General features: G+C 66.3%; 15 protein-coding genes. 4 read left to right on the top strand and 11 right to left on the bottom strand.

Annotated features, from left to right (window positions below; all coding sequences use genetic code 11):
- Nucleotides 1-319 precede the first annotated feature (319 nt).
- From AC07R7_RS17105 to AC07R7_RS17085, 5 genes are all read right to left on the bottom strand, one after another.
- Nucleotides 320-553 (bottom strand): hypothetical protein, encoded by a 234-nt coding sequence (locus AC07R7_RS17105; RefSeq protein ID WP_494636002.1) that lies wholly within the window; start codon nucleotides 551-553, stop codon nucleotides 320-322.
- A gap of 162 nt (nucleotides 554-715) precedes the next feature.
- Nucleotides 716-1,846 carry an extracellular catalytic domain type 1 short-chain-length polyhydroxyalkanoate depolymerase gene (locus AC07R7_RS17100; protein WP_494636001.1) on the bottom strand — a complete coding sequence of 377 codons (1,131 nt, stop codon included), beginning with the start codon at nucleotides 1,844-1,846 and terminating at the stop codon, nucleotides 716-718.
- A 131-nt stretch (nucleotides 1,847-1,977) separates the two neighbouring features.
- Entirely contained in the window at nucleotides 1,978-2,724 is a 747-nt protein-coding gene (locus AC07R7_RS17095) for a hypothetical protein (RefSeq protein ID WP_494636000.1), read from the bottom strand.
- Nucleotides 2,725-2,775: 51 nt separating this feature from the next.
- Nucleotides 2,776-3,120 (bottom strand): hypothetical protein, encoded by a 345-nt coding sequence (locus AC07R7_RS17090; RefSeq protein ID WP_492884171.1) that lies wholly within the window; start codon nucleotides 3,118-3,120, stop codon nucleotides 2,776-2,778.
- Nucleotides 3,121-3,610: 490 nt separating this feature from the next.
- Nucleotides 3,611-4,639: a YeiH family protein gene (locus AC07R7_RS17085; protein WP_492884167.1), complete on the bottom strand. Its 1,029-nt coding sequence runs from the start codon at nucleotides 4,637-4,639 to the stop codon at nucleotides 3,611-3,613.
- 75 nt (nucleotides 4,640-4,714) lie between these two features.
- Here AC07R7_RS17085 and AC07R7_RS17080 point away from each other — a divergent pair, with 75 nt between their 5' ends.
- The gene (locus AC07R7_RS17080) at nucleotides 4,715-5,623 is read left to right on the top strand and encodes a LysR family transcriptional regulator (protein WP_492884165.1); all 909 of its coding nucleotides are present in this window, start codon (nucleotides 4,715-4,717) and stop codon (nucleotides 5,621-5,623) included.
- Nucleotides 5,624-5,819: 196 nt separating this feature from the next.
- Nucleotides 5,820-6,257, top strand: coding sequence for a hypothetical protein (locus AC07R7_RS17075; protein WP_492884163.1), 438 nt, complete (start codon nucleotides 5,820-5,822; stop codon nucleotides 6,255-6,257).
- Nucleotides 6,258-6,285: 28 nt separating this feature from the next.
- Here AC07R7_RS17075 and cydX read toward each other — a convergent pair whose 3' ends face one another.
- From cydX to AC07R7_RS17055, 4 genes are all read right to left on the bottom strand, one after another.
- Nucleotides 6,286-6,405: a cytochrome bd-I oxidase subunit CydX gene (gene cydX / locus AC07R7_RS17070; protein WP_492884161.1), complete on the bottom strand. Its 120-nt coding sequence runs from the start codon at nucleotides 6,403-6,405 to the stop codon at nucleotides 6,286-6,288.
- A 15-nt stretch (nucleotides 6,406-6,420) separates the two neighbouring features.
- Nucleotides 6,421-7,569, bottom strand: a complete 1,149-nt coding sequence (gene cydB, locus AC07R7_RS17065; RefSeq protein WP_492884159.1) for a cytochrome d ubiquinol oxidase subunit II — start codon at nucleotides 7,567-7,569, stop codon at nucleotides 6,421-6,423.
- Between the two features lie 12 nt (nucleotides 7,570-7,581).
- Nucleotides 7,582-9,147, bottom strand: coding sequence for a cytochrome ubiquinol oxidase subunit I (locus tag AC07R7_RS17060; protein ID WP_492884157.1), 1,566 nt, complete (start codon nucleotides 9,145-9,147; stop codon nucleotides 7,582-7,584).
- Nucleotides 9,148-9,260: 113 nt separating this feature from the next.
- Nucleotides 9,261-10,034: a sulfite exporter TauE/SafE family protein gene (locus tag AC07R7_RS17055; RefSeq protein WP_492839412.1), complete on the bottom strand. Its 774-nt coding sequence runs from the start codon at nucleotides 10,032-10,034 to the stop codon at nucleotides 9,261-9,263.
- Nucleotides 10,035-10,114: 80 nt separating this feature from the next.
- On the opposite strand from AC07R7_RS17055, the gene AC07R7_RS17050 reads away from it, so the two are divergent.
- The gene (locus tag AC07R7_RS17050; protein ID WP_494635999.1) at nucleotides 10,115-11,059 is read left to right on the top strand and encodes an MBL fold metallo-hydrolase; all 945 of its coding nucleotides are present in this window, start codon (nucleotides 10,115-10,117) and stop codon (nucleotides 11,057-11,059) included.
- A gap of 8 nt (nucleotides 11,060-11,067) precedes the next feature.
- Nucleotides 11,068-11,820: a hypothetical protein gene (locus AC07R7_RS17045; RefSeq protein WP_494635998.1), complete on the top strand. Its 753-nt coding sequence runs from the start codon at nucleotides 11,068-11,070 to the stop codon at nucleotides 11,818-11,820.
- Between the two features lie 171 nt (nucleotides 11,821-11,991).
- On the opposite strand, the gene pstB is transcribed toward AC07R7_RS17045, so the two are convergent.
- Together pstB and pstA are read right to left on the bottom strand one after the other, a co-directional pair.
- Complete coding sequence (gene pstB, locus AC07R7_RS17040) at nucleotides 11,992-12,798, bottom strand: phosphate ABC transporter ATP-binding protein PstB (protein WP_494635997.1); 807 nt, start codon at nucleotides 12,796-12,798, stop codon at nucleotides 11,992-11,994.
- Nucleotides 12,795-13,643, bottom strand: a complete 849-nt coding sequence (gene pstA, locus AC07R7_RS17035; protein ID WP_494635996.1) for a phosphate ABC transporter permease PstA — start codon at nucleotides 13,641-13,643, stop codon at nucleotides 12,795-12,797. The genes pstB and pstA overlap by 4 nt, the downstream gene beginning before the upstream one ends.
- Between the last annotated feature and the right edge of the window lie 5 nt (nucleotides 13,644-13,648).

The raw sequence follows: 13,648 nt of genomic DNA, 5'->3' as shown, positions 1-13,648 counted from the left end.
TGCGCACGCTTTCGCCGTTTGTTTCCGTAGTTTCCTCCCTGAGCGCACACACAGAGCACACGAGATTGGCCACATTCACGAGACTCCCGTCGGACTTCTGGAGAACCCAGGTGCGCCGGAAGGGTCGCTATATAGGCGAGACTTTCGCGTACCGCGAGGACGCGCGTCCATGGGCCACAGCATAAGATCGCGTGCGAGGACGACGCGAAGCGGCGCGCCCGGCCGCACCGTCAAGGTCGGAGGCCGAGTGGGGCTGCGCCTGGCCGCCGCCACGACGCACGGCGCGTGCAAGATCGCGCTCGTCCTAGGCGCCCGAGCCTCAGCCCGCAGAGAGTTTGAACGGCTTGGGTGGCGCCAGGGCCGCATCGTCGGGCGGGGCGATCTCGAAGCCTTGGTCCCGAAAGCGGTCCAGCGCCTGCTCATCCATGCCGCAGACCAGCAGTACCTGTTCCCAGGACCGATACGGCCGCCAGAACCCCACCTCGCGTGCGAGCATGGGGTCGAAGCCCGCCGCTGTGATGTCGGCGAGGCTGGCGCTGTTGAGATCGGTCATGGGCGCAATAGCGCGCGCCTACGGTCAAGGTTCCGTGCTCAGCGGCGCGCTGTGCGCTTGGGGCCCTGTTCCGCATCTTGCGCGGCTTGAGCGCGCGTCGACGCAGCCCTTGCGGAAGCTCCGAAAGCGAACCAGCCACGCAAGATCGCAAATTGCCTGCCTCTACTTCAGCAGGCCCGCCGTCCGTAGCGCTTTGGCGATGACGTCCTGGACGCCGGTGGGAATCTGAACCAGGGCCTGCATGACGCTTTGCCCCAGGTCAGGGCGCTCGACGCGACCCGCAACCGTTCTCCGATCCAAAGCCGTAGACCGGGGAACATGCGCCGCATCGGCGCCCGTCGCATCGATTTTCCAGAACCGGACGATCTCCAGCGAGGATGATACGCCTGCTTCAAGCATGTAGGGCGCGACCTTGCCGACATCATCCGCCGCCTTGGTCGATAGCGGCGTTCCGTGCCCAAGGCCGCGCACGATGTTCAGTTCCAGCACCGTCTCGCCCTTGGCGGAGCGCCAGATCGAGCGCGTGCCGAACGGCAAGGCTTCGACGCGATGCGGCGCCGACGAAAGGCCGTGCAGCGCGCTCCATTGCTGAGCCAGATCGTCGGCGTTGCCAGGCCGCACGACCCCGTCAGAGTCGCCGTGCCAGATCGAGAGGCGTGGGAACGCCTCGCCATCCGTGCGCGGAGGCGCCAACGCGCCCATGGCCGCTTGCGGTCGGCCATCGGCCCGGCTCATCACGCCCAAGGCTTGCTGCACGTTTCCCGCCACACCGTAAGGGATGCCCGCGATCACCGCGCCGCCAGCGAAGACTTCGGGGTAGACCGCCAGCATCGCGGCGGCCATAGCGCCCCCCGCCGAAAGGCCCGTGACGAAGACGCGGTCGGCGTCCAGATCGTTGGCCCGCACGGCGTGACTGACCATCGCCGCGATCGAGGCGGCCTCCCCTTCACCGCGCCGAACATCGCCCGGCGAGAACCAGTTGAAGCAACGGTTGGGATTATTGGACGATGACTGCTGCGGCGCCAGGACCATGAACCCGAAGCGCTCGGCCAGGGCCGTCCACCCGGCATTGACCGTATAGGCCTCGGCGGTCTGGGAGCAGCCATGCAGGACGACGACCAACGGTGCGCCCGGCGCAAGACGCTCTGGTCGGTGGCTCAGCATGGTCAACTGGCCGGGATTGGCGCCGAAGTGTTCGGTGCGCTCGAGGGCGTCGCCGCCGTCTCCTGCGCTAAACAGCGACGCCTTACGCAGCCGCGCCAGCATCGCGGTCGTATCACCTAGGCCCGGCATGACGTCATCCTAATCGGCGCAGCGAAAATGCTGCGTCGCAATATAATGCTGCGACGCAGCAATAGGTGACATCACGGCTGATCACATCTTTCGCGCGGCGACCCGATGATCCGGGTCGCCCCGCGCTTCGATCAATAGTCGCGGCGGGCTGGGTCGACCACGGGACGGTCGGTGCGGCGGACCTCGTCGTCGACAGCGACATCATCGGCGGCCGCGAAGGAACGCTGCTCACCGTAGAGCGCTCGCTCCCGGCCGATGTCGTCCGTGCTATAGGGCGTGGCCGCCGGATCGAAAGCCGTCCAGCCGCTCTGGCGATAGGCGTCCCCGCGCACCGCGGCGTCCACGCCGCGACGCGCGTTCAGGACCTCCTCGACCGTGGCGATTTCGTCGTCATGCGCCTTGACGCTGACCAAGGCGCCGCCGCGACGGACCCCCTCGGCATAGACGTTGGCTTCCTCGTCGGTGTGGCCAGCTTCCTTCAGCGCGCCAAGCAGGCCGCCGGTAGCCGCGCCAGCGACGACGCCAACCGCCGCGCCCACGGCCGTCGCCGCCAGCCAGCCAGCCGCCACGACGGGGCCGAGACCCGGAATGGCCAGCATGCCAAGTCCCGCCAGCAGACCGGCGCCGCCTCCGAATAGACCCCCCGTGGCGGCCCCCTTGCCGGCGCCCTCGGCGACATCGTTTTCGCCGTCACCGTTGCGGTCGCCCAGCGGGCCGTCACGTTCGGAGCCGGCATGTTTGTGACCGTCATGCCAGTTCTCCGTGTTGTTGGAGACGAGGCTGATCTTGTCGTGGTCGATGCCACGCGTTTCCAGATCCGAGATCGCGTCGAGGGCATGGGTGTGGCTGTCGAACAGCCGGGTGATCGTCTTGCTCATGATGATTGTCCTGGGCGTGATGTGATTTCGAGGAGAAGGACGTGCCGAGACCTAGAGCGCGGTGATCGCGCCCTTGTAGTCGATCGAGACGCTGACCTTCTTGCCGTCCTTGGTGGCCTCGCCCTGCCAGAGGCCGTTGGCGTTCTGGTTCAAGGGGCCTAGTTCCGAGTAGCCGGCCTTCTCGATGGCGGCGCGGGCCTGATCCTCGGTGTAGGAGCTGGCGCCCGGCGTCGGACCGCTCTCCCCGGTGGTCGGCTTGGTGTCGACCGCGACATTGCCCGGCGCGGCGGCGGCCGACATGGCCGGTCCATCGACCTTCTGGTTATCGGCTGTCTTCTGGCCGCAAGCGGCCAACAGCATCGCGGCGGCCGCGACGCCCATCATAATTTTAATCATGTCGAGAAGCTCCCTTAGGTTCTTAGGGAAGACTTCGAGGCGCTCAAAGTTCCGGAAATATTACGAGGAATGCAATATTCCAGGGCAGGGAAAGCCCATATTCTTCAGAGCACTATCAATCGAAGTTTCGACATCATCATCGGCGAGCGGCCGCGTTGCAGCGCGACGATCAGGCCGCTTGCTTTTCCCACTCAGGTTTGAGGACGACCTTGACGGCCCGCCAGTATTTTATAGCTGCAATCGTTCCCAGCTTGTCACCCCAATTAGTAATTTCCATCGCAATAAGTAGCTTTAGCATTACTATGTATTCCAAGATAATATTAATGTCATTATTTGAATTGTGATCAGCTACTCAGGCGCCAGCGGGCTTTGGCTCCATCAAAAGCGGATCTTACCAAGGCCCGAGAAGAACCAGACCTTCCCGACCGCGAATGCCATTTCGGCAGGAGCCACAGCTCGTGCGTTCCATATACGGCCAACGCCCTCTCGATCAGCTGAAACTCAGGATCTTGACCATCGCGACGGCCATCAGCGTCAAGACCAGCAGCGAGGCCGTGACGACGAACACCACGCGCGGGCCCGCGGCGCGAAGATCGCGCAAATCCACGCCTAGGCCCAGCGCCGCCATCGCCATGATCGTCAGCCCAAGGCTGGCCTCGTGGGCGCGAGCCGTCAGGCCTGCGGGCAGCAGCCCGGCGGAGTTGAGTCCGGCCAAGCCCAGAAAGCCGAGGATGAACGGCGGTAGTAGGTGTGCAAGGCCCATCCTGGGCCTCGCCAAGTCGGCTCCCTGGCTTTTGCGGGCCGTCACGACCGACAGGACCGTGACGACCGGACCCAACATCAGGACCCGGACGAGCTTGACCAGGGTTCCCAACTGCACCGCGACCTGCCCCATGGGCGTGGCGGCGGCCAGGACCTGGGGAACCGCATAGACCGTCAGCCCGGCCAAGGCCCCGCCCGCCGCCGGAGAAAGACCCAAGACATGGGCCAGCACCGGCAAGGCGATGACCACGACCACGCCAAGAACGGCGGTGAAGGCGATGGCGGTGGCGACCTCTTCATCCCTGGCCTCGATGACCGGCGCGACGGCCGCGATCGCCGAATTGCCGCAGATCGCGTTTCCGCACGCGACAAGTGTGGCCATCTTGGCCGGAAGTCCCATCGCACGCCCGATGAGGAAGCTGGTCGCGATCGCCAGCGCCACGGTCGCGACAATGGCGAACACCAGAGGCGCGCCCACCGAGGATAGAGTCTTGAAACTAACCGCGGCTCCCATCAGGACGACGGCCAGCTCCAGCAGGGTCTTGGCGGCGAAGCGGATCCCCGGAGCGGTGCGCCGCGAGGTTCCCCAGAACGTGCGCACCCCCGCCCCGACCAAGATCGCCAGCACCAGAGCCTCCAGCCAGGCTCGGCCAGACAAGCCGACTTCGAACCTTTCCAACGCGAGCGCGCCAGCGGCGACGAGGCCAGTGAGCAGGAGACCGGGAACAAGGGACTTGGCTTGGCGCGAGATGAGCATGGCCCGAACCTCGCTGCTCGGCTGTCAGAACTCCAATCGATTGATTTTTGAAATAGCATAAGCAATGCTTATGCAATGACCCTGGATCAGCTTCGGATCTTCGTCGCCGCCGGCGAGCTGCTCAGCATGACCCGCGCGGCCGAGCGACTGCACCTGTCGCAGCCGGCGGTCAGCGCGGCCATCGCGACCCTTGAGGAGCGTTACGCCTCACGCCTTTTCGACCGGGTCGGCCGACGCCTGGAACTCACCGAGGCGGGCAGGCTGTTCCTGCCGCAAGCCGTCGCGGTGCTCGGCCAGGCTGATCGCGCGCGTCAATTGCTCGACGACTTGTCGGGCTTGGCGCGCGGCGAGGTGCGGATCGCCGCGAGCCAAACGGTGGCGAGTTTCTGGTTGCCGCCCCGGATGGCCAGGTTCGTGACCCAAGCGCCCAACATTCATCTGAGCCTGACGGTCGGCAACTCCGCCCAGGCCGCCGCCATGGTCTTGCAGGGCAAGGCCGATCTGGCCTTTGTCGAAGGCGACATCGAAGAGGATCTGCTCCGCGGCACGGAGATCGGCGGCGATCAGATCGGGCTCTTTGTATCCCCGGACCATCCGTTGGTCGGGCGGCTACCGACCCGACAGGATCTCGAGGCCGCGATGTGGGTCATGCGCGACCAGGGGTCGGGGACCCGAGACCACTTGACCGCCGGCTTGGCCCAATCCGGCGTCAGGCCAGATCACCTCCGAATCTGCCTGGAATTGCCGTCCAACGAGGCGGCGTTGGAAGCGATCGAGCAAACCCACCTGGTTACGGCCGTCTCCGAGCTGGCCGCCGCGAGCCGGCTGCGGACAGGCGCGATCGCGCGGTTGCCCTGGCCCCTGCCCGCCCGACGTTTCAAGATGCTGACCCACCGGGCGCGCTCGACCAGTCGGGCGGTGGCCGCATTCATCGCCGCGTTGGAGTCCCAGCCAGCGTCTCCGGATGGGTCCGGCAAGGTCTAGGTCGACTTCCAATGACGCTTAAACTCGCCTGAGCGCACGCCCGCTGATCCTCTGCGGTCGTATCGACCGCGAGGCTTCGGTCCATCTCGCGGTGCGCGTGCTGGAAACCCTTTGCGACGTCTATCGCGACAAGGCTAAGTCCTGATCGCCGCGCGACGCCGTCCCATCCTGGGCCCATCGCCCAGGAGAGATCGCCATGCTGACCGCGCTCAACGACGCCCTGCCCCGGCCGCGCTGGATGGCGCTGTCGGCCGATACCATTTTCCGGGGTTTGGTCGGGCTGGCGGTCATCGGCGCGGGCGTCGGGCGATTGACCCAGTCCGGCGAGCCCGTCACGCAATTGACCGGCGCGAGCCTCATGGTCCTGGGCGGGAGTCTCGCGGCGGGACTATGGACGCGACTGTCCGCGCTGCTGCTGGCGGTTGTCTGGAGCGTGACCATCCTGCCCGGCGCCGTAGCGACGATCTTTGCCTCCGATCCCCTCGCCCCGCGGCTTGAGGGGTTCGCGATTCTGGGCGCGCTCTATTTCATCTATGTGCGCGGCGGCGGTCCGGTCTCTGTCGATGGCGCGCGTCGCAAGCGCGCCCCTGTCGCCAAACCGAGCTCTCGCGGACGGGCGATCTCGCGACTTTGAGATCGCCGCCGTAAGCGGCCCTTGGCGATCAGGCCTCGTCCTGCCCTTCGTCGCCGCCGTCGACCATGTGGAACTCAAACCACACGCCGTTGAGGACGCCGAAGGCGACGGCCAGGCCAAGGCCCAGCACCCAGGTGAAATACCACATGGATCAGGCTCCTCTTCAGTAAAGGTCGGGGTTGCTGGACAGGGCCGCCACCGACGAGCGTCCCCATAGGACTTTGTAGACGAAGGCCGTATAGGCCAGGATCAGCGGCAGGAAGACCACCGTCATCAGCAGCATGACGAACAGCGTCAGGTGGCTGGACGAGGCGTTCCAAACCGTCAGGCTGGAGCGCGGATCAAGGCTGCTGGGCAGGATGAACGGGAACATCGACAGGCCGACGGTCGAGATGATCCCCAGGGCCGAAAGCGACGAGCCGGCGAAAGCCGGCCATTCCCGGCCCCGGCGAATGCCGAAGAAGGCCATGGCCGCGCCGACGAAGCCCAGCACAGGAGCCAGCACCATCCAGCGATGGGCCTGATAGCCTGCCAGCCAGGCGCCCGGCGCGGCCACGGCGACGGCGCGCAGGGGGTTGGACGGGCCCGCCATATTGACCGCGCCATCTAGACGGAAGCCCAGGCCGGCGAAGGCCACGAACAGGTAACCCACCGCGAAGAGGGCCAGGCTCGCCAGGGCCGCGATCGAGCCGATGAGGCGAGCGCGGTCCCGCACCGCCCCATACTCGGCCTTGATGGTCAGCCAGGCCGCGCCATGGGTCACCACCATGGCCACGGACAACAGGCCGCAGACCAGGGTGAAGGGCGTGAACAGTCCCAGGAACGAGCCCTCGTAGGCGACGCGCAAATCGCTGTCGAACCGGAAGGGCACGCCCTGCAGGACGTTTCCGACCGCGACGCCAAAGACCAGGGCCGGGACGAAGCCGCCAATGAACAGCGCCCAATCCCAGGCCGAGCGCCAGCGCCGGTCGGGCCGCTTGGAGCGGTATTTGAAGCCGACGGGCCGCAGGATCAGCGCGGCCAGGACGGCGAACATCGCCAGATAGAAGCCCGAGAAGCTGACCGCGTAGACGAACGGCCAGGCCGCGAAGATCGCGCCCCCGCCCAGAATGAACCAGACTTGGTTGCCTTCCCAGGTCGCGCCGATGGTGTTGATGACCATTCGGCGCTCGCGATCATCGCGGGCGACGAAGGGCAGCAGGGCCGCGACGCCCAAGTCAAAGCCATCCGTCAGTGTAAAGCCGATCAGCAGCACGCCCATCAGGGCCCACCAGATGATCCGCAAGGTGGCGTAGTCGAGAGGCAGATCCATCGGTCGAGCTCCTTATTCGGCCACGGCGAGGCGAAGGTCGTCGGTCACGGCGTCGGGCTCCTCATGGTGGGCGTAAGGCCCACGCTTGATCGTGCGGATGATCAGCCCGACCTCGACGATGGCGAGCGCGCCATAGAGCAGGGTGAAGCCGACGATGGTGGTCCACAGCTGGGCGACCGTCAGGCTGGAGGCGCCCAGGAAGGTGGGCAGCACCCCTTCGACCGCCCAGGGCTGGCGCCCCAGCTCGGCCAGCATCCAGCCAGCTTCAGCGGCGATCCACGGCAAAGGCATGATCAGCACCGCGGTCCAGAGGATCCACCGGGTCTCGCAGCGGCGCAGCGCCGTCAGGACGAAGGCGGCCGCGAACACCGCCACCTGCAGGAAACCGATGCCGGCCATGGCCCGGAACGCCCAGAACATCACCGGCACATTAGGCACGGTGTCCCAAGCGGCCTTGCGGATGGTCGCAGCATCCGCCTTGCGCGGGTCCGCGACATAGCGCTTGAGCAGCAGCCCATGGCCAAGATCGCGGCGGTGCAATTCGAATTGGCCGCGCGCGGCCTTGTCCTCGGGCGAGACCTTCAGGCGCTCAAGCGCGTCATAGGCCTGGACCCCGCTCTCGACGCGGGTTTCGGCGACGGCGACCAGCTCGAAAATCCCCGCGACGGGCTTGTCGAGACTGCGGGTCGCGATCAGCCCCAGAACATAGGGGATCTTGACCTCGGCGTGGGTCCTGCGCTCGGCCAGGCTGGGAATGCCAAACGCCGTCAGGCCGGCGGGTGCGGGCTCGGTCTCCCACATGGCCTCGAGGGCCGCGAGCTTCATTTTCTGGTTGTCGGTCAGGGCATAGCCGCTCTCGTCGCCCAGCACGACGACCGACAGGGCCGAGGCCAGGCCAAAGGCCGACGCCACGGCGAACGAGCGGCGGGCGACCGCCGGCCACTTGCCCCGCAGCAGCAGGATCGCCGACACGCCCAGCACGAAGACCGACGCGGTGACATAGCCCGCGCTGACGGTGTGGACGAACTTGGCCTGGGCGACGGGATTGAACAGCACCTCGCGAAAGCTGGTGACTTCCATGCGCATGGTGTCGGGATTGAACGCGGCGCCGACGGGGTTTTGCATCCAGCCGTTGGCGACCAGGATCCACAGCGCCGAGAGGTTGGAGCCCAGGGCCACCATGAAGGTGACCAGCAGGTGGCCCCGCTTTGAGAGCTTCTCCCAGCCAAAGAACATCAGGCCGATGAAGGTGGCCTCCAGGAAGAAGGCCATCAGGCCCTCGATCGCCAGCGGCGCGCCGAAGATGTCGCCGACATAGTGGGAGTAGTAGGCCCAGTTGGTCCCGAACTCGAACTCCATGGTCAGGCCGGTTGCGACCCCGAGCACGAAGTTGACGCCGAAAATGGTCGCCCAGAACCGGGTGATGGTCCGCCAGATCGGGCGATTGGTCATCACATAGATGCTCTCCATGATGACCAGGAGGAATGACAGCCCCAGGGTCAGCGGCACGAAGAGAAAATGGTACATCGCCGTCAGGGCGAACTGCAGTCGAGACAGCTCGACGACACCCATATCCATGACTCACAATCCTCTGGTCCGGGGGTCCATGACCCTCTGAGGCGGGCAGGTACGCTTATGTTATTATTTGCGCAATTACGCATATTTACAGTGACCGCCGCCCTTTCCGGGCTTCAGCCGCGCAAGGCTTTCCAGGCGACATAGGCCGCGACCGCCAGCACCAGGCAGGCGAAGAGTCTGCGCGCCGTCAGGGCGTGAGTGGCCAGCAGGGCCGCGCCGCGCACGCCCCCGGCGCCGCCCGCCAGGCCGCCCAAGACGAAAAGGCCCGCGACAGGCCAGTTGATCAGGCCCGAGGCGGCGTAGTTCAGTGAAGTCGCCGCACCGAACAGCGACACCGACAGGAGGGACGAGGCCGTGGCGTTGGCCAAGGTCATGCCGGTCGCCGCCATCAGCCCCGGCACGATCAGGAACCCGCCGCCGATCCCGAAGAATCCGGCGGCCAGCCCCGTCAGCAGACCCAGCGGCGCCAGCTTCAGCATCAGCCCGGGGGTTATGTGGACCAGAGGATCGCCTTGAGACTTGGGGCGACGCATCATCGACAGCGCGATCGCCGCCATCGCCACGGCGAACCCCAGCAGCAGCCGCTGGCCGTCGATCGCCTTGGCCAGGGTCGAGCCCAGGAACGAGCCGATCAGGCCCGCGCCGGCGAACACGCTCGCGCAGGGCCACTTGACCCGCCCTCCCCGGCCATGACCCACCAGGTTCATCCCGGCGTTGACCGCGACCGCCGCGGCCGAGGTGCCGATCGCCACGTGCGGATCATGGATGCCGACGACATAGAGCAGAAGCGGCGTCGCCAGCACCGAGCCGCCGCCGCCGAAAAGGCCCAGCAGCGCGCCGACGAGCGCGCCGCTCAGCAATGCCGATACGATCATGAACAGGGACATGTGCGCCAATCCGACGGGACTTGTATATTCATATATTCGCATATAAATAGTTTGTCGATGCCGGAGCCTGAAGGTCTGTGATGCGCGAACCGATCCCACCGCCCGACGTCGCCGTGGCCAAGGCGGCGACCATCATCGATGCGGCGCTGGCCGCGCCCGGCTCGAGGCCGCAGGTGCAAGCCTTCTTCGACGAGGCGACCTTCACGGTCAGCTATGTGGTTCGTGATCCCGGCACATCGGCCTGCGCCATCATCGACAGTGTTCTGGACTATGACCCGGCCTCGGGCCGGACAAGCGAGCGCTCGGCCGACGCCCTGATTGCCTATGTCAGGGAACAGGGGCTGGATGTCGTCTGGCAGTTGGAGACCCACGCTCACGCCGATCACCTGTCCGCCGCGCCCTATCTGCAGGACGCTCTGGGCGGTCGTCTGGCGATCGGGGAGAAGATCGTTCGCGTTCAGGAGACGTTCGGAAAACTTTTCAACGCGGGGCCCGACTTCGCACGCGATGGCCGTCAGTTCGACCACCTGTTCCAGGACGGCGAGGCATTTTCGATCGGCGGCCTGAGCGCCATCGCCCTGCACGTGCCCGGCCACACGCCCGCCTGCATGGCCTATGTCATCGGCGACGCGATCTTCGTCGGCGACACCCTGTTCATGCCCGACTACGGCACGGCGCGCTGCGACTTTCCCGGCGGCGACGCGGCGACCTTGTTCGCCTCGATCCAGCGCCTGCTGGCGCTCCCCGATAAGGCCCGCGTGTTCCTGTGCCATGACTACAAGGCCCCCGGCCGCGACGCCTTTGCCTGGGAAACCACGATCGGCGCGCAGCGGCGCGAGAACATCCACGTCCACGCGGGTGTCAGCCAGGCCCAGTTCGTGGCGCTGCGCCAGGCGCGTGACCGGACCCTGGACATGCCCAGGCTGATCCTGCCCTCGGTGCAGGTCAACATGCGCGGCGGCCATTTTCCCGAACCGGAGGACAATGGCGTGCGCTATCTGAAGATCCCCCTCAACGCCGTATGACCCGCGCCATGTCCAAGCTTCTCGCCCTCGTCGCAGCTCTTCTCCTCGTCGCGCCCCTGGCCGTCCGGGCCGAGCCGACCCGCGTCATGGTCCGGGCCCAGGCGCTCGACGCCAAGTTTATCGGCGACCATATGGGCGGGGTCGCGATCACGCTGAAGGACGCGCGCACCGGCGCGGTTCTGGCCAAGGGCCTGACCAAGGGCGGCACGGGCGACACCCAGCGGATGATGCGCGCGCCCAGGGTGCGCGGGGACAGCGTGACCGACGCGGCGACCGCCGGCTTCGAAGCGGTGCTGGACCTGAAGGCGCCGACCTTGGTGCGGGCCGAGGCCACGGGCCCGATGGGCAAGCCGGGATCCTCAATCCTGGTCACCTCCAGCCTCTGGATCATTCCGGGCCGTGATGTCCTGGGCGAGGGCTGGATCCTCACCCTGCCAGGCCTTGTCGTCGAACCCAACGCCAAGACCTCGGCCGACGGTCTGGTGACCCTGACGGCGAAAGTCTCCCTGATGTGCGGCTGCCCCATCGAAAGCGGCGGCCTCTGGGACGCGGCGAACTATGCAGTCCAAGCGCGGCTGATGAAGAACGGTCGTCCCGCCGCCGACATTCCCCTGACCTTCACCGGACGCACAGGCGAGTACGCCGCGACCGCACCGAAGCTTCCGCCGGGCCGCTATGTCTTGCGCGTCGTCGCCACGGACGCCAAGACCGCCAACGCCGGCGTATCCGAGCAGCGGATCACGCTCGGCGCGCACCCGTGACCATCGAGGCCTGACGATCCGCATCCCTTCCAGCGGCGGCTCTCCCGGCGACAGCGCCTAGAGCCTGTCCCGTTTAGATGGAACCATCTAAACGGGATAAACAGGCTCTAGAATCAAACATTTAGAGCCCTTTTGAACGCTTCAGATGAGTCCGTCTAAAGCTAAAGGGCTCTAGCCGAACCGCCCGCCGATGTAGTCCTGGGTCTCCTGGGCCATCGGTTTCATGAACATGTCCGAGGTGGCGGCGAACTCCACCATCCGGCCCAGGTACATGAAGCCGGTGTTGTCGGAGATCCGCGCGGCCTGGCCCAGGTTGTGGGTGACGATGACGATGGTGAAGTCGCTCTTCAGCTCGCCAATCGTCTGTTCCAGCTTGGCGGTCGAGATCGGATCCAGGGCCGAGGCCGGTTCGTCCAGCAGCAGGATCTCCGGCTCGACGGCGATGCCGCGCGCCACGCACAGGCGCTGCTGCTGGCCGCCTGACAGGGAAAGGCCCGAGGCGTGGAGCTTGTCCTTCACCTCGTCCCACAGGGCCGCCCGGCGCAGGGCCTTTTCGACCACCCCGTCCATGTCCTTGCGGCTCTTGCTCTCATAGAGGCGCACGCCGAAGGCGACATTGTCGTAGATCGACATCGGGAACGGCGTCGGCTTCTGGAACACCATGCCGATGCGCGAGCGCAGCCTGGCGATGTCCTTGACCGCCAGCAGGTTCTCGCCCTCGTGGTCGATCATCCCGACCGCGCGCTGGCCCGGATAGAGGTCGTACATGCGGTTGAAGGTCCGCAGCAGGGTGGACTTGCCGCAACCCGAGGGACCGATCAGGGCGGTGACCTGATTGCGCACGATGGGCAGGTCGACGCCGAACAGCGCCTGGGTCTTGCCATAGAAGAAGTCCAGGCCCTTGGCGCGCAGGGCGACGCTGTCGGCGGCCGGCTCGAGGATGTGCGCCAGGGTGTCGGTTTGGAAGGGCTTGGTCATGGGCGGGTGTTCCCCCGCGCGATGATCACGCGGCCGATGATGTTGATCGAGAGCACGGTGAGGGCGATGAGCAGGGCCCCGCCCCAGGCCAGGGCGCGCCAATCGTCATAGGCGCTGAGCGCGTACTGGAAGATCACCGCCGGCAAGCTGGCCGTGGGCTTGGTCATGTCCAGGGCGAAGAACTGGTTGTTGAGGGCGGTGAACAGCAGTGGCGCGGTCTCGCCGCTGATCCGGGCGAAGGCCAGGAGTCCGCCAGTCAGCAGCCCTCCTCTCGCCCCGCGCCAGATGATCTTGCGGATGGTCACCCAACGCGCCGCGCCCAGGGCGACCCCCGCCTCGCGCAGTGCGTTGGGCTGAAGCCGCAGGATATCCTCGGTGGTGCGGGTGACCACCGGCGCGGCGATCAGAGCCAGAGCGACGCCCCCGGCCAGTCCCGAGAAGCCGTGGAACGGCCGAACGACCAGCTCATAGACAAACAGGCCCACCAGGATCGACGGCGCGGACAAGAGGACGTCGTTCAGGAAGCGCACCGCATGGCCGTAGGGCGTCGCCCCGCCGTATTCGGCCAGCCAGGTGCCCGCCAGGATCCCGACGACGAGCGCGATGATCATGGCCACCGCGCACATCATGATCGAGCCGACGATGGCGTTACGCAGGCCGCCCAGCGAGCCGGGCGCGGGCGTGTCGCGGGTGAAGACGTTCAGATTGATCCCGCCCAAGCCCTGCTTGAGCAGCGACCACATGATCAGGCCAAGCGCGGCCAGCGCCAGCATCGTGGCCAGGGCGCAGAGCGCGACGAAAATGGAGTTGGCGGCTTTGCGACGGAAGGCGCGGTCGAACCTCATGGCGG

The sequence above is a fragment of the Caulobacter sp. GW821-FHT05F04 genome, assembly GCF_059419665.1.
This window is presented reverse-complemented; position numbering and strand designations above follow the sequence as displayed.

Excerpts from the sequence above, each read along its gene's own strand:
- AC07R7_RS17105 (WP_494636002.1), bottom strand. The coding sequence starts at position 553 with ATGACCGATCTCAACAGCGCCAGCCTCGCCGACATCACAGCGGCGGGC.
- AC07R7_RS17100 (WP_494636001.1), bottom strand. The coding sequence starts at position 1,846 with ATGCCGGGCCTAGGTGATACGACCGCGATGCTGGCGCGGCTGCGTAAG.
- AC07R7_RS17095 (WP_494636000.1), bottom strand. The coding sequence starts at position 2,724 with ATGAGCAAGACGATCACCCGGCTGTTCGACAGCCACACCCATGCCCTC.
- AC07R7_RS17090 (WP_492884171.1), bottom strand. The coding sequence starts at position 3,120 with ATGATTAAAATTATGATGGGCGTCGCGGCCGCCGCGATGCTGTTGGCC.
- AC07R7_RS17085 (WP_492884167.1), bottom strand. The coding sequence starts at position 4,639 with ATGCTCATCTCGCGCCAAGCCAAGTCCCTTGTTCCCGGTCTCCTGCTC.
- AC07R7_RS17080 (WP_492884165.1), top strand. The coding sequence starts at position 4,715 with ATGACCCTGGATCAGCTTCGGATCTTCGTCGCCGCCGGCGAGCTGCTC.
- AC07R7_RS17075 (WP_492884163.1), top strand. The coding sequence starts at position 5,820 with ATGCTGACCGCGCTCAACGACGCCCTGCCCCGGCCGCGCTGGATGGCG.
- cydX (WP_492884161.1), bottom strand. The coding sequence starts at position 6,405 with ATGTGGTATTTCACCTGGGTGCTGGGCCTTGGCCTGGCCGTCGCCTTC.
- cydB (WP_492884159.1), bottom strand. The coding sequence starts at position 7,569 with ATGGATCTGCCTCTCGACTACGCCACCTTGCGGATCATCTGGTGGGCC.
- AC07R7_RS17060 (WP_492884157.1), bottom strand. The coding sequence starts at position 9,147 with ATGGATATGGGTGTCGTCGAGCTGTCTCGACTGCAGTTCGCCCTGACG.
- AC07R7_RS17055 (WP_492839412.1), bottom strand. The coding sequence starts at position 10,034 with ATGTCCCTGTTCATGATCGTATCGGCATTGCTGAGCGGCGCGCTCGTC.
- AC07R7_RS17050 (WP_494635999.1), top strand. The coding sequence starts at position 10,115 with ATGCGCGAACCGATCCCACCGCCCGACGTCGCCGTGGCCAAGGCGGCG.
- AC07R7_RS17045 (WP_494635998.1), top strand. The coding sequence starts at position 11,068 with ATGTCCAAGCTTCTCGCCCTCGTCGCAGCTCTTCTCCTCGTCGCGCCC.
- pstB (WP_494635997.1), bottom strand. The coding sequence starts at position 12,798 with ATGACCAAGCCCTTCCAAACCGACACCCTGGCGCACATCCTCGAGCCG.
- pstA (WP_494635996.1), bottom strand. The coding sequence starts at position 13,643 with ATGAGGTTCGACCGCGCCTTCCGTCGCAAAGCCGCCAACTCCATTTTC.